This is a genomic window from Microtetraspora sp. NBRC 13810, assembly GCF_030268685.1.
Lineage (GTDB): Bacteria > Actinomycetota > Actinomycetes > Streptosporangiales > Streptosporangiaceae > BSRQ01.
In genome coordinates this window covers 162,598-179,661 of record NZ_BSRQ01000003.1, presented here as the reverse complement: position 1 = coordinate 179,661, position 17,064 = coordinate 162,598, and the positions used below count along the sequence as shown (strand labels likewise).

The 17,064-nt window shown below is 72.4% G+C and carries 16 protein-coding genes; 4 read left to right on the top strand and 12 right to left on the bottom strand.

What is annotated here, in order from left to right; genetic code table 11:
- The 3 genes from QSK26_RS07975 to QSK26_RS07965 form a co-directional block, all read right to left on the bottom strand.
- Positions 1-1,065 (bottom strand): ABC transporter substrate-binding protein, encoded by a 1,065-nt coding sequence (locus QSK26_RS07975; RefSeq protein WP_285774348.1) that lies wholly within the window; start codon positions 1,063-1,065, stop codon positions 1-3.
- A gap of 441 nt (positions 1,066-1,506) precedes the next feature.
- On the bottom strand, positions 1,507-1,908 hold the full coding sequence (locus tag QSK26_RS07970) for a VOC family protein (RefSeq protein ID WP_285774347.1): 402 nt from the start codon (positions 1,906-1,908) through the stop codon (positions 1,507-1,509).
- Entirely contained in the window at positions 1,908-3,344 is a 1,437-nt protein-coding gene (locus QSK26_RS07965) for a sensor histidine kinase (RefSeq protein ID WP_285774346.1), read from the bottom strand. The genes QSK26_RS07970 and QSK26_RS07965 overlap by 1 nt, the downstream gene beginning before the upstream one ends.
- A 740-nt stretch (positions 3,345-4,084) precedes the next feature.
- On the opposite strand from QSK26_RS07965, the gene QSK26_RS07960 reads away from it, so the two are divergent.
- Positions 4,085-4,711 (top strand): hypothetical protein, encoded by a 627-nt coding sequence (locus tag QSK26_RS07960; RefSeq protein ID WP_285774345.1) that lies wholly within the window; start codon positions 4,085-4,087, stop codon positions 4,709-4,711.
- Positions 4,712-4,729: 18 nt separating this feature from the next.
- Here the strand turns inward: QSK26_RS07960 and QSK26_RS07955 are convergent, their stop codons facing one another.
- The 3 genes from QSK26_RS07955 to QSK26_RS07945 all read right to left on the bottom strand — a co-directional run bounded on the left by QSK26_RS07955 (position 4,730) and on the right by QSK26_RS07945 (position 7,259).
- On the bottom strand, positions 4,730-5,584 hold the full coding sequence (locus QSK26_RS07955; RefSeq protein ID WP_285774344.1) for a 3-hydroxyacyl-CoA dehydrogenase family protein: 855 nt from the start codon (positions 5,582-5,584) through the stop codon (positions 4,730-4,732).
- Positions 5,581-6,264: an enoyl-CoA hydratase/isomerase family protein gene (locus QSK26_RS07950; RefSeq protein WP_352244302.1), complete on the bottom strand. Its 684-nt coding sequence runs from the start codon at positions 6,262-6,264 to the stop codon at positions 5,581-5,583. Before QSK26_RS07950 ends, QSK26_RS07955 begins: the two co-directional genes overlap by 4 nt.
- Positions 6,265-6,392: 128 nt before the next feature.
- Positions 6,393-7,259, bottom strand: a complete 867-nt coding sequence (locus tag QSK26_RS07945) for a PaaX family transcriptional regulator (RefSeq protein WP_285774343.1) — start codon at positions 7,257-7,259, stop codon at positions 6,393-6,395.
- Positions 7,260-7,553: 294 nt separating this feature from the next.
- Here QSK26_RS07945 and QSK26_RS07940 point away from each other — a divergent pair, with 294 nt between their 5' ends.
- Positions 7,554-8,078, top strand: coding sequence for a gamma carbonic anhydrase family protein (locus tag QSK26_RS07940; RefSeq protein ID WP_285774342.1), 525 nt, complete (start codon positions 7,554-7,556; stop codon positions 8,076-8,078).
- A gap of 176 nt (positions 8,079-8,254) precedes the next feature.
- On the top strand, positions 8,255-10,054 hold the full coding sequence (locus QSK26_RS07935; protein WP_285774341.1) for a pectate lyase-like domain-containing protein: 1,800 nt from the start codon (positions 8,255-8,257) through the stop codon (positions 10,052-10,054).
- Between the two features lie 65 nt (positions 10,055-10,119).
- On the opposite strand, the gene QSK26_RS07930 is transcribed toward QSK26_RS07935, so the two are convergent.
- The 6 genes from QSK26_RS07930 to QSK26_RS07905 all read right to left on the bottom strand — a co-directional run bounded on the left by QSK26_RS07930 (position 10,120) and on the right by QSK26_RS07905 (position 16,156).
- The gene (locus QSK26_RS07930; RefSeq protein WP_285774340.1) at positions 10,120-11,400 is read right to left on the bottom strand and encodes an MFS transporter; all 1,281 of its coding nucleotides are present in this window, start codon (positions 11,398-11,400) and stop codon (positions 10,120-10,122) included.
- Entirely contained in the window at positions 11,397-12,623 is a 1,227-nt protein-coding gene (locus QSK26_RS07925; RefSeq protein WP_285774339.1) for a PLP-dependent cysteine synthase family protein, read from the bottom strand. Before QSK26_RS07925 ends, QSK26_RS07930 begins: the two co-directional genes overlap by 4 nt.
- A 115-nt stretch (positions 12,624-12,738) precedes the next feature.
- Positions 12,739-13,179 (bottom strand): hypothetical protein, encoded by a 441-nt coding sequence (locus QSK26_RS07920; protein WP_285774338.1) that lies wholly within the window; start codon positions 13,177-13,179, stop codon positions 12,739-12,741.
- An 85-nt stretch (positions 13,180-13,264) separates the two neighbouring features.
- A complete protein-coding gene (locus tag QSK26_RS07915; RefSeq protein ID WP_285774337.1) occupies positions 13,265-14,482 on the bottom strand; it encodes a Cmx/CmrA family chloramphenicol efflux MFS transporter in 1,218 nt (405 codons plus the stop codon).
- 76 nt (positions 14,483-14,558) lie between these two features.
- Positions 14,559-15,131 carry a TetR/AcrR family transcriptional regulator gene (locus QSK26_RS07910; RefSeq protein ID WP_285774336.1) on the bottom strand — a complete coding sequence of 191 codons (573 nt, stop codon included), beginning with the start codon at positions 15,129-15,131 and terminating at the stop codon, positions 14,559-14,561.
- A 149-nt stretch (positions 15,132-15,280) separates the two neighbouring features.
- Positions 15,281-16,156, bottom strand: coding sequence for an isocitrate lyase/PEP mutase family protein (locus QSK26_RS07905; protein WP_285774335.1), 876 nt, complete (start codon positions 16,154-16,156; stop codon positions 15,281-15,283).
- Between the two features lie 331 nt (positions 16,157-16,487).
- Between QSK26_RS07905 and QSK26_RS07900 the strand changes: the two genes are divergently transcribed.
- A partial coding sequence (locus QSK26_RS07900) for a hypothetical protein (protein ID WP_285774334.1) occupies positions 16,488-17,064 on the top strand: 577 nt, incomplete at its 3' end.

Here is a 17,064-nt window from a genome sequence, read left to right as displayed (position 1 = left end):
TCAGGCGCCCTCCTTCAGCGCGTCGGCCGCCACGGACGCGAACCGCAGGTCGTAGAGGTCCCGGGCGTCCAGCACCGGGTTGCCTGTCTCGGCGGCGAGGAGCCCGACCGTCTCCTGGTGCCGGGCGATGACGTCGTCCCAGTTCGCCGGGATCTCCGGGGATCCGGCCAGCTTGACGAGGTAGTCGCCGTCGGCGGCGGTCAGGCCCTGGTCCTTGACGTAGTAGCCCTCGATCCACTCTTGCGGGTGCTCGTCGATCCACACCGCGGCGCGCGCCCACGCCCGGACGTACTCGCGGATGGCCGCGGCCTTGGCCGGGTCCTTGAGCGTCTCGGTCCGGACGTAGAGGTGGGCGGGGTCGTCGCGGATGCCGTGCCGGATGGTGGTGGCGCCGTCCGCGCCGTACTTGGTGACGTAGCGCTTGATGTTGACGCCGCCGAGCGGGGCCGCGTCCACCTGCTTGCTCGCCAGCGCGTTGACGTAGACGTCGCCGGTGCTCGGCAGCTCGACGAACGTCACGTCCTCACTGGTCAGCCCGGCCTTGCGCAGGATGCGCAGCACGAGCGCGCCCTGCGCCTGGCCGGGGCTGTAAGCGATCTTCTTGCCGCGCAGGCCGGCCAGGGTGGTGACGTCGGCGCCGGGGGCGATGCCGAGTTCGTAGGTGGGATGGTTGAGGGGGTCCTGCTTGAACCTGGAGGCGACGATCTTCACGGGCAGGCCGGTCCAGGTGGCGTGGATCGCCGGGATCTCGGCGACGGCGCCGACGTCCAGCGCGTCGGCGCGGAACGCCTCCGTGGTCTGCGGGCCGCCGGAGAGGTTGGCCCATTCGACGTCGAAGGAGAACTTGTCGATCTCGCCGGACAGCCGGAGGGCGACCTGGGTCTGGGGATCGCCCACCCTGAGCCGGGTGCCCGGGGGGACCTCGGCCGGCAGCGGCGCGTCGAGCGCGAGAGCGGGCCCCGAGGCTTGTTCGCCGGCGGTGGCGCACGAGGTGAGCGCGGCGATCGACAGCAGGAGGACGGCTGCGAGCCCGGATAAGGCTCGCCGGGACGGTGGAGGAGACATATGTGGCCCTTAGGTGGCTGAAGGCGTGCGGCGGCGGCCCGGCCGGCGGACCGCGGTGCTCGAGCTACGAAGGGCGGCGACACTGGGCGCTGGCGACATGGCAGAGGTCGACATGCGCGCGCCGGGTCAAGTACATCCCTTGACTCATGGTCATGACGTTAAGCACGCCGCGACCCAAAGTCAATATTCCCTACTGGGAATCCATGGAAATCGCCGCACGGCAGGGCGCGGCGGGGCTGCTGGCGTCCGGTCACTGCTGCACCTCCGGCATCCGTACGGCACGACCAGCCCATGGTGCCGTGCCACGGCCTCCCGGCCCGGCCTCATTGCCCTGCGCATGGGAAGCCTTTGCCCTCGGGGGTTCCTCCGCGTGACCTGCGGGGACCTTCAGGGGCTCCTCCGCGTGACCTACCGGGACCTTCAGGGGCTTCTCCGCGCGACCTACAGGGGCTCCTGCGGGTGTCCCGGGTAGGCGGAGATCTCGATCAGGTTGCGGTCGGGGTCGCGCAGGTAGACGCTGTCGATCGGGCCGAGGGCGCCCGTACGCCGGACCGGTCCCTCCTCGATCGGCACACCGTGCCGCACCAGCTCCGCGATCACCTGCACCAGCGGGTCGGCGCTGATCAGGCACACGTCCACGCTTCCCGGCACCGGATGAGCCGCCTTGGGCTCGAACTCGCGCCCCGCCTGGTGCAGATTGATCTTCGATCGGCCGAAGAGCAGGGCGCGGCGGCCCTCGTCGAAGGTGACCGGCCGCATGCCGAGCACGCGGCTGTAGAAGCCGATCGTCGCCTCGACGTCGGCGACGGTCAGGACCAGGTGGTCGAACCTTTCGATGCGCATCAGGAATCCTCCTTGCCGCCTGGACCGGTGGGCGGCCCGTCCCCCGGGCCGTCCCCCGGCCCGCCGCCGGTCCTGGGCTGGGCCTCGCGGCACGCCTGGGCGGAGAGCGACGGCAGTCGCAGGACGAATCGGGCGCCCTGTGCTGAGTCCTCCACCCGCAGCGTGCCCTGGTGGGCCTGGGCGATGTCCCGGGAGATGGCGAGGCCGAGACCGCTGCCGCCCGGGTCGCGGCGGCGGCCGTCGTCCAGCCGGATGAACCGCTCGAAGACGCGCTCGCGGTCGGCGGGCGCGATGCCCACGCCGTCGTCGATCACCTCGACCACGGCGTCGTCCTCCGCCGCGTACACGTGCACGACGACGTGCTTGTCAGCGTGCCGCTGCGCGTTCGTCAGCAGGTTGTCCAGGACCCGGATCAGCTGCATCCGGGAGCCGAGGATCTTCACGTCCGGCATGGCGCGCACGGACGTGGCCACCCGCAGCTCGCGGTAGGCGATCTCGTCGCTCACCAGGGCGCCGAGGTCGATCGCCTCCGGCGGGGCCGGGTCGGCGGCGCGCAGCCTGGCCAGCGCGAGCAGGTCGTTGACGATCGCCTCCAGCCGGTCGGTGACCGACAGCGACGAGCGGATCGTGTCGTGCGGATCGACCTCGCCCGGGTAGTACAGCGCCTCCTCCAGTTGCGTGCGCAGCCCGGCGAGCGGGGTGCGCAGCTCGTGCGAGGCGGTGGAGGCGAACTGCCGCTGCTGTTCCACCGCAGACTCCAGCCGGGCCAGCGTCTGGTTGGCGGTGCCGGCCAGCAGCGCGATCTCGTCCCCGCCGGGCGGCACGGGCACCCGCAGGCTCAGGTCGCTCACCGTGATCTCCGCCATCCGCGCCCGGATCGCCGCCACCGGCCGCAGCGTACGGCCGACCACCGACCAGGTGGTCCACACCGCGAGGGCGACGACGAGCAGCAGGATGATCGCGATCGAGTACTCCAGGGCGTTCGTGGCCAGCAGGGACGGCTCCGCGAGGCCGGCGTAGACGACGGGGGAGTCCGCCGAGGGAGAGATCCGGATGGCCATGAGCACGACGCAGTGGCCCGCGGCGCATTCGGTGAGCTTCTGGAACCGGTCGTCGGCGGGCGGGCGCAGCAGGCTGATCGGCCGGGTCCGCGAGGCCATCCTGCTGGCGTCGACCACCTGCCCCTTGGCGTCCACCAACTGGACCAGGTCCACCCGGCCGTAGGTGGGGATCGTCTGCGGCACGAACCCGTTGCGCACCGCCGCGCTCCACTGGCTGGCGACCCGCTCCGCCTGGTTGTAGGCGTCGGACTGGACCCGGTACCGGATCGCCACGTCGAAACTGGCCCCGAGGGTCGCCATGGCGACGAGTGACAGGGCGGCCGCGGCGATGGTGAACCGGGCCCGGATCGAGTGCGGACGTGGAAGCGGCGACACCCTATCCCTCCCTGTCCCTGCTCACGGCCGGCCGGTCCCCGCCGTCACGGCAGAGTCCAATAGTTCAAGACACTATTTGCCTAGAGTCACTGCAAGGGCTGCTAAAAACGTCAAAGACGGATATTCGACCAAAACTATAGGCGGACATGACCAATTTTGGCTTCCGCTTGACGTGCCGGGTGCGGCCCGAGGCCGATAGAGGGCAACGATCGGCGTTCACTTCACCGAACGGTGCTCGCGACTTCCGCTCCCGGCGGAAGGTCCGGAGCGCTCGCGGGCGCGCGTCCGGGGCGGGCGGCGCCGGGATGCCGTGCCGCCGTCCAGGGGAGTGCCGCTGATCAGGTGCTATCGGGTGGCTTGGGTGGTTTGCAGGGTTTCGCGAAAGGGGTGGGTAATTGGTTGATGGGTACGGTTGAGGTCTGATGTCGATATGTGGGTGGGTTAGCGGAATTGGCGCTGGTAATGACTTACGGGCGAGTGAATCTGGACATATCTCGAAAAGGCGGGCGGATGGGTTGACGGCGTGGGGGTGCGGGCCGGGTGGCCGGGTGGTGGCGGGTAAGGTCGGGGCGCTCGCGTCGGGGGGAAATTCACGAAATACCGTGTCGAATCATGCGACAAGATCGTAACTTGAGGTCAAAAGCAGACGATGTGCGTTTGTCGTACATCAAGCTGGGAGAACAAGACAAGTGGGATGACCTTTCCCGAACAGCCAAAGCATTTCGTAAGGGGGATACGTGATGCCTGACCTCAGAAAGGCCGTGAGCACGCTCGCCGTCAGTGCCGTTCTCGCGGGCGGCGTCGTCGGCCTGAGCGCCGTGACCGGTGCCGCGCATGCCGGTGTGTCGAGCCCCACGCTGACGAAGGACAAGCACCACGGCGCGCGACGCGGAGGCTGGGACCGGCACCGCGGCCGGAGCTGGAACCGGTCGCTCACCCGCGCCCTCACCCGCGCGCTGAACCGCAGCAACGTCGGCCAGAACCGCGCCCACAACGTCAACGGTCAGGCCCGGCAGACGGTTGTCGTGCAGATCGTGCCCCGCCCCCGTGACACGGCCGCCCCCACCGGCGCGGTGAGCCAGGCGACCGCCGCGGGCACCGGCCGGGGCTACGCGGGCTACCCGGCTTACCCGGATCATCCGGCGTACTGGCGTCCCGCGGAGGACCGCGGCCACTACGCCGGCCACGACGACTTCCCGGCGGCCCGCGGCCCGTGGGCGGAGGAGGGCCCGGCGCGCGCGACCGGCATGGCGGAGATGCTGGACTGGGCCGACCCGAAGATCGGGGACGCCAGGACCGGCGCGGCCTCGGCGCTCCCGTCCAGGGTCACCGGCGCTTCCCTGGGCACCGCCGGCGGGCTGCTCTGAGCCGCCCGCAACGCCGGGTCACGGGGTGTCGTCCCAGGAGTAGAAGCCCCGGCCGCTCTTGCGGCCCAGCTCGCCCCTGGCGACCTTCTCGCGCAGCAGGGCGGGCGGGGCGAAACGCTCGCCGAGCGTCGAGGCGAGGTATTCGGCGATGCCGAGCCGCACGTCGAGGCCGACGAGGTCGGTCAGCCGCAACGGGCCGACCGGGTGCTTGTAGCCGAGCGTCATGGCGGCGTCGATGTCCTCGGGCGAGGCCACGCCCTCCGCCACCATCCGGATCGCCTCCAGGCCGAGGGCGACGCCGAGACGGCTGCTGGCGAAGCCGGGGGAGTCGCGTACGACGATGGGCGTCTTGCCCAGGGCGCGCACCCAGTCGCCGGCGCGGTCCGCCAGGCCGGGCGCGGTACGCTCCCCGGTCACGATCTCCACCAGCGCGCTCGCCGGGACCGGGTTGAAGAAGTGCAGACCGAGGAAGCGCTCCGGACGGTCGATCGCGTTGGCCAGCTCGCCCACGGACAGGCTGCTGGTGTTCGTGGCGATCGTCGCGTCCGGGGACAGGGCGGCGGACAGGGCGCCGAGGACGCGCGCCTTGAGGGCGGGGTCCTCGGGGACCGCCTCGATCACCAGGTCGCAGCCGGCCAGGGAGTCCGGGCCGACGGTCGCCTCCAGCCGGGCGAGCACGTCCGGCACGGGCGCGCCGAGCTTGCCGCGCTCGGCGCTCGCCTCGACGGCCCTGGCCACCCTGGCGCGGGCCGCCTCGGCCGTGCCCGCGTCCACCTCGGCGAGACGTACGGTGCCGCCGGCCAGCAGGAAGGCGTGCGCGATGCCCACGCCCATCCGGCCGCCGCCGAGCACTCCGGTGAGTTCGGGCGTCATCGGCGACGCTCCAGGAAGGCGGTCATGCGCTCGTGCTTCTCCTCGGTCTCGAACAGTACGGCCTGGGCGATGTTGTCGAACTGGGGGTGCGCGCCCGGCGGGGCGGCGAGGGCCAGCTTGGTCAGGCGCAGCGCCAGCGGGGCGTTCTTCAGGATCCGGCCGGCCCACCGGTCGGCGGCGTCGAGCAGCTCCTCCGCCGGGACCAGCTCGTTGACCAGCCGGACCGCGTGCGCCTCCTCGGCGGACAGCACCCGGCCGGCCAGCAGGATCTCCTTGGCCAGCGGCTCGCCGACCAGCTCGCGCAGCCGCCAGGTGGCCCCGGCCGCGGCCATGATGCCGAGGCCGGTCTCCGGGTTGCCGAACCGCGCCCGCGGGGTGGCCAGCCGGAAGTCGCAGGCGTAGGCGAGCTCCGCGCCGCCGCCGAGGGCGGGGCCGTCCACCGCGGCGATCGTGGGCATCGGCAGCCGGGCGATCCGGTCGAACAGGCCGCTGTTGATGCCGGCCAGCGCGTCGTCCCTGCGCCGCTCGCGCAGCTCGCGGATGTCGGCGCCGGCCGCGAACACGCCGTCCGAGCCGGTCAGCACGAGCACCCGCGGGCGGCGCTCCAGGTCGGCGCAGACCTCGTGCAGCTCGGCCACGGTGGCGGCGTCGATCGCGTTGCGCACGTGCGGGCGGTCCAGCCGGACCAGCAGCCGGTCGCTTCCCTCCTCCAGCCTCAGGGTCTCGTTCAGGGAAGGCTCCTCTCCACAGACGCGGACATGCTACGCATTCATCATGTAACTATCGAGAATTGTCAACTGTGGGAGGGTCACGTCCCGGCGGCGGAGAGCCTGGCCCACTGCCGCCGGGCGGGACTCAGCCAGGCCCGGTGCAGCCCGTGGAAGACGACGGCGGCACGCGCGCCCGCCCAGTCGGGCGGCAGCAGCTCCGGCGGGAGCTGAGGGTCCATCGTCGGGAACCGCCGCCACTCGTGCACCAGGCGGACCTGCGCGAGGAGCGTCGGGTCGCCGGGCTCGGGCCGCGCCCCGGCGAACTCCCGGATGAAGACCTCGTAGCCGGCGGCCAGGTCGTCCAGCGGCCACGCCTGATCGACCATCGTGCGCTCGGACCCGATGCCCGCGTACGGGCCGCTGAAGGAGAACGCCGCCGCCGCGAGGCCGAGCTCCTCGGCGATCCGCCTGGCCTCGGCTTCGTAGGAGGCGTGCGGGCTGACCCAGACGCCCGGCACGGGGCTGCCGAACCCGGCCCAGGTCAACCGGGTGCGCAACTGGTGACGCAGCTCGCGCCTGGTCTCCGGCACGGTCACGATCAGCACCAGCCACCGGCCGTCCCAGACGATCGGGTCCCGGCCGAAGGAGTAGATCCGCTCGGCGCCCTTGGTCAGCAGCCGCCGGCCTTGTTCGGTCAGGCCCCAGCGCACCCGGCGCCCGGCGCGCTCGGCGACCACCCAGCCGTCCGCGGCCATCCTCGCCAGCGCCTGGCGGGCGGACTTCTCCTCCACGCCCAGCCCGCCGAGCACGTGCAGCAGCGTGGAGGTCCAGGCCGGCTCGGCGTGCGGCAGCACGTACTCGCCGAACACGGTGAGCAGGAGGGACCTGGCGCTGCCGGTGCCGGCCTGATGGCGCCGGGAGTAGGAAGGCTCGGCCGCCGCGGGCTCACGGGCTGCTGCGGGCATGGCGGGCCGGGTCTCCCCTCGATCGGACGTCCCGAAGACTGCTCCCATGCTACAAGTCATTGACGGAACACTTTCCAGACGTAGAGGTTCATCTCCGCGCGCCCGCCCGCGGACGGGACGGTCATGTCCGGGGAGTCGTCCAACGCCTGCGCCCATCTCGCGGACGGCGTCCTTCGAGACGCCTGCCTTCGAGCGCGCGCGGTGCTGAGGCTGGACGGAGTGCCCGGGACGGCCACCGGTAAGATCGGGAGGGTCGCCGTCCGGGAGATCGCCGCCGACTTGGGGAAGTGACACATGCCTGTCTACGCCCTCGACGACCTGACTCCGCAGATCCATCCGGACGCCTACGTCCATCCCGAGGCGGTGGTGATCGGCGCGGTGGACCTGGGCGCGGGCGCCTCGGTGTGGCCGGGCGCGGTGCTGCGCGGCGACCACGGCGTCATCCGGGTGGGGGAGCGCACCTCGATCCAGGACGGCACGGTGCTGCACACCACCAAGGAGTGGCCGACCTTCATCGGCGACGACTGCGTGGTGGGGCACCGCGCGCACCTGGAGGGGTGCGTGGTGGAGGGTCACGCCCTGATCGGCTCCGGCTCCATCGTGCTGAACCGCGCCCGGGTCGAGCCGGACGCCGTCGTGGCCGCCGGGGCCCTGGTCAAGGAGGGCATGATCGTGCCCGCGGGCGCGCTGGCCGTCGGGGTGCCGGCCAGGCTGCGGCTCGACGCGGGCCGCGCGCAGGCCAAGTGGATCGACTACGCCGTCGCCACCTATCTCGACCTGGCCCGCCGGCACCGGAGCGGGCTGCGCCGCCTGGACTGACCCGGTTTCCACCGTCCTGATGCGGACGGGGGAGAGATCACCCATAGCGCGAAGCCCGTTGACCGGATAGAAATAACCAACCCCTTCGCATCGGCCTGACGTGAACGCGGTGTAACGAGAGAGCGCTCTCTCGTTACGTTGTGACGTCATGCCCTCCGGTCCCGATAGGCAGGTCCATGAGAACGACCCCCGACCACCGCCCTCGCGCCCGCCGCGGCGTCTTATCCCGTCTCCTCGCCGTGGGCGCCTCGGCGGCGCTCGCCGCCACCAGCCTCATGTCCGCGGCGGTCCCCGCCGCCGCCGACCACGGCGGGGAGCCGGACTTCGGCCCCAACGTCTTCGTGTACGACCCCGAGACCCCCGCCGCCGAGATCCAGGCCAAGTTCGACCAGCTCTTCGCACAGCAGGAAGAGAACGAGATGGGCACGAACCGGTACGCCGTGCTCTTCAAACCGGGCCAGTACGACGTCAACGCCAGGCTCGGCTACTACACCTCCGTCGCCGGGCTCGGCATGTCGCCGGACGACGTCGACATCCGCGGCGCCGTACGGGTCGTCGGCCAGTCCGACCCGGACTCCGCGGCCGGCATCTCCGCGCTCACCAACTTCTGGCGCTCGGCGGAGAACCTGTCCGTCACGCCGACCGACTGGTCGAACCAGTGGGCGGTGTCCCAGGCCTCCCCGATGCGGCGGGTGCACATCCGCGGCACCCTCTGGCTGGAGCCAGGGAACGCCGGGTACTCCAGCGGCGGATACATCGCCGACTCCAAGATCGACGGGGTCACCATCAACGGGTCGCAGCAGCAGTGGCTCACCCGGGACAGCGAACTCGGCGACGCCTGGACCAACGGCGTCTGGAACCAGGTGTTCTCCGGCGTGGTGGGGGCCCCCGAGCAGGGCTTCCCGAACCCGCCCTACACGACCCTGCCCACCAGCCCGGTCACCAGGGAGAAGCCCTTCCTCTACATCGACGGCTCGGGAGGCTACCGGGTCTTCGTCCCCGGCCTGCGGCGCGACACCTCCGGCACCACCTGGGCCGGCGGGCAGCGTCCGCAGGGCCACTCGCTGCCGATCAGGGACTTCTTCGTCGCGAAGCCGTCCGACAGCGCGGCGAAGATCAACCAGCAGCTCTCCCGCGGCAAGCACCTCCTGCTCACCCCGGGTGTCTACCACCTCGACCGCGCCCTGCGGGTGAAGAACAGGGACACCGTGGTGCTCGGCCTCGGCATGCCGAGCCTGGCGCCCGGCACCGGCGACGCGGCGCTGCGGGTGGACGACGTCGACGGGGTCAGGATCGCCGGCGTGCTGGTGGACGCCGGGCGGCGCGAGTCGGAGACGCTGGTGGAGGTGGGCGACCGGCACAGCCGCCGCGACCACTCCAGGAACCCGATCTCGCTCCAGGACGTCTTCTTCCGGATCGGCGGCCCGTGGGTCGGCCGGGCGGAGACCAGCCTCGTCGTCAACAGCGACGACACGATCATCGACAACATCTGGGCCTGGCGCGGCGACCACGGCAACGGGATCGGCTGGTCGCAGAACACCGGTGACACCGGCGTCGTGATCAACGGTGACGACGTGACCGCGTACGGCCTGTTCGTCGAGCACTACCAGAAGTACCAGACGATCTGGAACGGCGAGAACGGCCGGACGATCTTCTACCAGAGCGAGCTGCCGTACGACCCGCCGAGCCAGCAGGCGTGGACCAGCCCGACCGGCAAGGGCTGGGCGTCGTACAAGGTGAGCCGCGGGGTGCGCGCCCACGAGGCGTGGGGCCTGGGCGTCTACTCCTACTTCAACCAGAACGTGGACATCCGGGCGGACCGCGGGATCGAGGTCCCGAAGACGCCGGGGGTCCGCTTCCACAACATGGTCACCGTCTTCCTCGACGGCAGCGGCGGCATCGAGCGCACCATCAACGACGCCGGCACCCCGGTCGTCGGCTCCTACGGCACGAGCACCATCGTCAGCTATCCCTGACCCCACGGGGCCGGCCCGTCCTCCGGGCCGGCCCTCCGCCGCGCGTCACCCGCCGGGGCGGGACGTCACCCCGGCGTACCGGCCGCCGCGGCCCGCGGCGCCGCCGCCAGCCGCCCCGACCGGTCCAGTACGGCGACGGCCGCGGCGCAGCCGGCCCCGATCAGCGCCAGCACGGCCCACGGCAGCGCCGGTACGCCCGACGCCGAGCCGAGATCCAGCAGCCAGCCGGTCAGGAGGTTGCCCGCGGCGATGCCGATGCCGGACAGCGTGCTGTAGAGCCCGTAGTAGGTGGCGACCAGGCGCGGCCCGGCGAAGGTGACGACGGTCGCCATCTCGAACGGGTAGACGACCATCGTGGCCAGGCCGAGCAGCGCCGCCGTGCACAGGACCGGGACGAGCGCGACGGCGTGCGCCAGGCCGCCGAGGGGCGCGCCCGCCGCGCCGGTCGCGGAGGCCAGGGCGGGCGGCAGGAAGGCCGCGCCCATCAGCGCCACCCCCCAGGCGATGGCCTGCGCCGGCCGCAGCCGGCGGCTCGCCCACGCCGTCGCGCGGGCCTGCCCGGCGATGGTGAGCACGGCGGTGAGCGCGAACACCAGGGTGACGCCCAGCTCGTCCCCGGTGACCCGGCGGATCTCCAGCGGCAGGGCGAGGTAGACCTGGAAGTTCAGCACGTAGGAGCCGATCATGGCCAGTGAGAACAGCAGGAAGGGCCGGTTCGTCAGCACCTCCCGCCAGTCGCGCAGCACGCTCCCACCCTCCGGGGCCGCCGGTGTCGGCCGCGCGGGCAGCGACCGGATCTGCGCGAGGGTCAGCACGGCGAACACCAGCCCGGCCACGAGGCAGACGAGCCGGAAGGCCACGGCGTTGAGCAGCAGGCCGATCAGCGGCCCGGCCAGGATGCCGAGCTGGTAGAACGCGTTGAACGCGGCGAACGCCTCCACCTTGCGCTCCCCGGCCGCGAGGGCCAGGTAGGCGCGCACGGCCGGGTTGAACAGCGCCCCGGCGAACCCGGTCAGCACCGAGGCCACCACCAGCGCGGGCAGTGACTCGGCCACCGCCAGCAGCAGGAACGCGACCGTGCGCAGGGCGCACCCGGCGATGATCAGCGGCTTGCAGCCGAGCCGGTCGGCGAGGGTCCCGCCGACCAGGAACATGCCCTGCTGACTGAGATGGCGGACGCCCAGGACCAGGCCGACCAGCGCCGCCGGCATGGCCAGCGAGCCGGACAGGTGGCCCGCCAGGTAGGGCATCAGCATGTAGAAACCGGTGTTGATGGTGAGCTGGTTGACCAGGAGCAGCTTGACCGTGCGGTCGAAGGACCGCGCCAGCGCCAGGGTGCCCTTCACCGCGGCACCCCCTCGCCACCGAGCGGGCCGCCGAGCGAACCACCGAGCGGACCGCCGGACGGATCATCGGACGGGCCGCCGAGCGGGCCGTCGGGGGTGTCGGCGGGGGCGTTTCGGAGGGCCGTGGCCGGGATCGGGACGGTGGTGCAGCGGGTCCAGCGGGTGGGCTCGCGTTCCGCGGGATGGGCTATCTCGTCGGGTTCGGTGGCGGGCGGTCCGGTCAGCAGGTCGTGCGCGGCGCAGTAGTCGTCGTTGAAGACGGTGTCGAAGTAGCGGTGCGGGCCGTCGGGGAAGACCGCGGCGATCCGGGTGTGGCTGGGCTGGGTGCGGGCGAGCCAGGAGGCGACCAGGGCGACGGCGCCGACGCTCCAGCCGCCCGTGGCGTAGCGCAGGCCGGCCAGGCGGCGGCAGGCCCACACCGCCTCGGCCGGGGCGACCCAGTGGACCTCGCTGAAGGCGTCGTAGGCGACGTTGCGCGGATAGATGCTGCTGCCCAGGCCGCGCATGAGCCGGGGGCGGGCGGGCTGGCCGAAGATCGTGGAGCCGACGGTGTCGACGCCGACGAGCCGCAACTCGGGGTAGAAGCGGCGCAGCGCCCGGTAGACGCCGGCGCTGTGACCGCCGGTGCCCACGCTGCACACCAGGACGTCGATACGGCCGAGCTGCCCGGCGAGCTCGGTGGCCAGCCCGGCGTACGCGGCGACGTTGTCCGGGTTGGTGTACTGGTCCGGGCAGTAGCCGCCGGGCTGTTCGCGCAGCAGCCGCCGGACGCGGTCCCGGCGGGCCTGCTGCCAGCCGCCCGCCGGGTGCGGTTCGGCGACCAGGTCCACCCGGGCGCCGTAGGCCGACAGCAGCCGGCGGATGAGGGGCTCCATGCCGGGGTCGCCGACCAGTGTGACCGGATGCCCGTGCACGATGCCGGCCAGCGCCAGGCCCAGGCCGAAGGTGCCGCTGGTGGACTCCACGATGGGCGCGCCGGGCAGCAGGTCGCCGCGCTCGCGCGCCCGCTCGACGATGTACAGCGCGGGCCTGTCCTTGATCCCCCCGGGGTTGGCCCCCTCCAGTTTGGCCCAGAACCCCCGCCCCTCACCGGTGGAGATCTCCGGGACCCACAGAACGGGCGTGTTGCCGACGACGTGCTCCGGCGTGTGACAGGTCGTGCCGGTGATGAGCTGGGCCAGCGGAGCGATGGCGCTCTGCGATGGCTGGAACGTGTTTATCATGATCCGTTTCCCGTGGACGCGATGTGGCCGAGGCGCATCTGGGCGCGCGGGGACACGGGCTCACACCGGCCACGCCGGATGCCGAGCCGCCTGCCGCGCGACGCCCGCGGGGCGGCTATGTACGGGAAACGGACTTGAGCAGCAGCACCGCCGTGCCTCGCGGCAGGCGGGCGGGCTGCGAGGAACGCCGGACGGGGGCCGGGGACACGGCCCCGGTCTGCGCGCCGGTCCACTCGCAGCAGGTGGGCCCCGCGGCGAGCAGGGTGCGCTCTCCGGTGAGGGTGACCCCGGCGGCGGCGCCGCACAGGGTGTGATCGTCATGGCCGGGACGCTGCGGGCACGGCCCGTGTTCCCCGTACGCTCCCAGGCCGCCGTGACCGGCGGCCGTCTCGACGGCGATCCCCTGGCCCGCGTGCGGGAGGTGCCCGGCGTGGGCCGCGTGGGCGGGGGCGACGACGGACAACGCCACGTGCAGCAGCACGACGATCCCGAGCACGGCCAGGCACAGCGCGAGGAGGACGTCCCCGCGCCGGGTGCCGCGCATCGCATCGGTCATGGGAACAAAGGTACATTGCGTTACGTGTTCAGCTGAATACGGATGGTGATTTCCGGCCTTCGCGGTGACCATGTCGGGGAAGTGGTCAAGGGGTGGGGTGTGCCGCTCCGCTTCCGGCCGGCTGGAGCGGGGTCTCGGCGGCCCGCGGGTGCCGGCGGGGGCGGTGCAGGGCGGCGGCCAGCGCCACCGTGCCGAGCGCGAGCGCGCCCAGTCCGGCGCCGATCCAGGCGAGGGCCGGATACCCGGCTCCGGCGTCCACGGCCAGGCCGCCGAGCCACGGGCCTGCCGTGATGCCCACGTTGAAGGCGGAGGTGTTGGTCGCGGTGGCGAGCGTGGGGGCGCCGTCCGCGAAACTGAACACGCGGGTGTTCAGCGCGGGGTTGACCGCGAAGCCGAACATGCCGAGGAGGAAGATCAGTACGACGGCGGGCGTGGGGGCGCCTGCGGCCAGGGCCAGCGCCGCGGACGTGACGACGAGCCCCGCGAGCCCGATGTAGAGCGTGCCGAACGGCCGCGCGTCCGACATCCGCCCGCCGGCGGTGATGCCGATGAGCGCGCCGACCCCGTACAGCGCCAGCACCGCGGGGACCCAGGACGCCGCGAGGCCGGTCGTCTCGGTCAGCATCGGGGCGAGGTAGCTGAACGTGACGAGCAGGCCGCCGGTGGCCAGGGCGGTCGTGCCGTACGAGAGCCACAGGCCGGGGCTGACCATGGCGCGCAGTTCGTCGCGTACCCGGGGGGCGGTCCGCGGGTCGGGGCGTCCGCCGGGGACGGTGGCCAGCACGCCGATCATCACCAGCGCGGACATCGCCGCCACCACCCAGAAGGCCGCCCGCCAGCCGAGATGCTGGCCGATGACCGTGCCCGCGGGCAGCCCGGCGAGGGTGGCCACGGTGAGCCCGCCGGTGACGATCGCCATCGCCCTGCCGCGCCGGTTCCGCGGGACGAGGGTCATCGTGGTCACCGTGGCCACCGCCCAGAACCCCGCGTACACGAAGGCGCCGACGACCCGGGTGGCGAAAAGATGCCAGTAGTCCGGGGTCAGCGCCCCGGCGACGTGCGCCAGCACGAAGACGGCGAGAAAGGTCAGCAGGGTCGTACGGCGGGACCGGCGCAGCGTGAGCGCGGCGAGCACCGGCGCGCCCACCAGCATGCCCAGGGCGAAGGCCGAGATCAGCAGCCCCGCGCTGGGGATGGAGACGCCCAGGTCTGCGGCGATCTCGGGGAGCAGTCCGGCGAGCATGAGCTCGGACGTCCCCTGGGCGAAGATCGCCAGGCCCAGGATGTAGACGGCCAGTGGCATCGGGGTTGCCTCCCAGTTTTGGATGGATCAGTTCATAATGCGGGCATGGCGAAGGAGGGCGGGTGTCGCCCGCCGGTCAGAGGACGGTGAGGGCGGTGGCCGCGATCGACTCCAGGGTGGGACGGCCGGCGCCGCCCCGGGCCGCGACCCGCATGCCGCTGACCGCGGCGACGAAGAAGTCGGCGAGGGTGCGGGGATCCTTGTCCGCGCCGATCTCGCCGGCCCGCCTGCCGGCGTCCAGGGCCGCGCGCAGCGCCTCCGTCCGCCAGTCGCGGTCGCGGCGGAGCCGTTCGGCGATCTCCGGGTCGTGCGGGGCCAGCTCGATCATGGAGTTGACCACCAGGCAGCCGAGCGGGTCGCCGGCGTGTGGCTCGACGCTCTGCCACAGCAGGGTGCGGATCTTCTCCCGGATCGGCAGCGGGCCGTCCAGGACCTCCGCGATCGCGGCGTTCCGCTCCTCGGTGTAGCGGTCCAGGGCCTTCTCGAACAGGTCGTGCTTGCTCTTGAAGGTGTTGTAGATGCTGCTCCGCCCGAGCCCCGTCGCCTCGCACAGGTCCTGCGTCGAGGTCGCCTCGTAGCCCGCGGTCCAGAACGCCCGCATCGCCGCGTCGATCGCCCGATCCTCGTCGAACCCTCTCGGTCGTGCCATGCCCCGTACCGTACAGGTTTTGGAATGATCGGTGCAATACGTTGGCCCTGACCGGCCTGGGAGCCGGTGGCGCCGACGGAGGACGTCCATCTATCGCGATCGCGTGGGACCGGTGGCCCGTGGCGGTCTCGTGGCGCGGCCCGCACGGGTCAGGGCGTCTGGTAGCGCCTTTCCAGCTCGGCGTGCTCGTCCAGGCCGATCAGCTTGTTGAACTCGTCGAACATGACCATGTCCTGGAGTGCCCCGCGGGTGTCACCCTCGCTGGCGAGCACTTCGAGGTAGTCCCGGATGCCCCTGGCCGCGGCGAACGCCGTGCCGAGCGAGAAGAGCGCCAGCGCGTACCCCATCTCCTCCAGCACGCGGACGCCCGGCATGGGCGTGCGGCCGCCCTCGATCTGGTTGCAGAGCACCGGCACGACGCCCTGGAAGGCCGCGCAGCTGCGCCGCATCTCCTCCTCGGTCTCGGGCGACTCGATGAACAGCATGTCGGCCCCGGCCTCGTGGTAGGCCGCGCCGCGTTCGAGCGCCTCCGCCAGGCCCCTCGTCGTCCGCGCGTCCGTCCTGGCGATGATCACGAAGTCGGCGTCCTGCCGGGCGTCCACCGCCGCCTTGATCTTCTGCACCATCTCCTCCCCCGGCACCACATGCCGCCCGGTCATGTGCCCGCACCGCTTGGGGAAGGTCTGGTCCTCGATGTGCATCGCCGCCGCGCCCGCCTTCTCGTACTCGCGGACCGCCCGCCGGACGTTGAGCGGGTTGCCGTACCCGGTGTCCCCGTCCGCGATCAGCGGCAGGTCGGCCACCTCCGCCAGGGCGGAGACGCGCGCCGCCATCTGGGTCAGCGTGAGGTAGCCGACATCCGGCTGGCCGAGCACACTGGCCGAGGTCTGGAATCCGCTCAGGTAGATCGCCTGGAAGCCGAGCGCCTGGACCAGCCGTGCCCCCAACCCGTCGTAGGCGCCCGGCACCACCAGGATCTTCGGATCGTCGATCAGCCGTCTCAGCCGGGTCGTGTGCTTCGTCATCGATCGTCCCCCTTCGGAGCCTCGGATCTGCGGCGCCGGCGCCAGGAGATGCCGCCACCCGCGCGGCGACCTCGGCCTGCCCGGGGGGACAGGTCACTCTCCGTCTCCAATCTATGACCACCGCGATCCCCCCTCCCCCCACCCCCACCCCCGCGTGGGAACCGCCCCCTGGCCGAACCGCCCGGCCCCGCTCGAACCGCCCCGCCCGCGCGAACCGTCCCACCCCCGCTGAACCGTCGTGCGCCCGCCGAACCGTCCCACGCCCGCCCGCTCTGAACCGCCACCCGGGCTCCCGCTGAACCGTCCCGCGCTCGCCCGCGTTCCGAGAGGCATGACAGCCCGCTTACTCCTCGTCCTGCTTCTCGCAGGCGCCTTCGCGATCGTGCCCGGCGCCGCCGCCTGCGCGTGCTCGTGCGCCACGGCCGGGCCGGAGGAACAGGTGCGGAGGGCGGCGGCCGTCTTCACCGGCACCGTCGTCTCCGCGCGCCCGCTGTCCGGCGACCCTCTCGGACCCAGGCCGCCCGTCGTCCACACGCTCCGCGCCGACCACGTCTACAAGGGGGAGGCGAACGCCGAGTTCGAGGTGGTGACCGACGCGGACGAGGCGTCGTGCGGGTACGGCTTCGCGGTCGGCACGCGGTACCTCGTCTTCGCCGGCGAGTCGCGCGGAGCGGTCTCCTCCGAAGTGGACACCGGCGTGGCGCTGGGCACCACGTTGTGCTCGGGGAACCGCCGGATCCAGGCGGGAGAGGGCCCGCCGCGCGCCGGCGACGAGGCGTCGGGCGAGGAACCACTCGACCACGCCCTCCTCACCGCCCTCGGCACACCGAGAACGCCCTCCGCCCCCGCCCCCCAGGGAACCCCCTCCACCCTCGCCACGCCGACAACGCCCTCCGCCCCCGCCGGTG

What these genes read in the sequence shown, in the direction of transcription:
- QSK26_RS07910 (WP_285774336.1), bottom strand. Translation starts at nt 15,131, where the DNA reads ATGGCACGACCGAGAGGGTTCGACGAGGATCGGGCGATCGACGCGGCG.
- QSK26_RS07920 (WP_285774338.1), bottom strand. Translation starts at nt 13,179, where the DNA reads ATGACCGATGCGATGCGCGGCACCCGGCGCGGGGACGTCCTCCTCGCG.
- QSK26_RS07935 (WP_285774341.1), top strand. Translation starts at nt 8,255, where the DNA reads ATGAGAACGACCCCCGACCACCGCCCTCGCGCCCGCCGCGGCGTCTTA.
- QSK26_RS07925 (WP_285774339.1), bottom strand. Translation starts at nt 12,623, where the DNA reads ATGATAAACACGTTCCAGCCATCGCAGAGCGCCATCGCTCCGCTGGCC.
- QSK26_RS07970 (WP_285774347.1), bottom strand. Translation starts at nt 1,908, where the DNA reads ATGCGCATCGAAAGGTTCGACCACCTGGTCCTGACCGTCGCCGACGTC.
- QSK26_RS07945 (WP_285774343.1), bottom strand. Translation starts at nt 7,259, where the DNA reads ATGCCCGCAGCAGCCCGTGAGCCCGCGGCGGCCGAGCCTTCCTACTCC.
- QSK26_RS07975 (WP_285774348.1), bottom strand. Translation starts at nt 1,065, where the DNA reads ATGTCTCCTCCACCGTCCCGGCGAGCCTTATCCGGGCTCGCAGCCGTC.
- QSK26_RS07955 (WP_285774344.1), bottom strand. Translation starts at nt 5,584, where the DNA reads ATGACGCCCGAACTCACCGGAGTGCTCGGCGGCGGCCGGATGGGCGTG.
- QSK26_RS07905 (WP_285774335.1), bottom strand. Translation starts at nt 16,156, where the DNA reads ATGACGAAGCACACGACCCGGCTGAGACGGCTGATCGACGATCCGAAG.
- QSK26_RS07915 (WP_285774337.1), bottom strand. Translation starts at nt 14,482, where the DNA reads ATGCCACTGGCCGTCTACATCCTGGGCCTGGCGATCTTCGCCCAGGGG.
- QSK26_RS07940 (WP_285774342.1), top strand. Translation starts at nt 7,554, where the DNA reads ATGCCTGTCTACGCCCTCGACGACCTGACTCCGCAGATCCATCCGGAC.
- QSK26_RS07960 (WP_285774345.1), top strand. Translation starts at nt 4,085, where the DNA reads ATGCCTGACCTCAGAAAGGCCGTGAGCACGCTCGCCGTCAGTGCCGTT.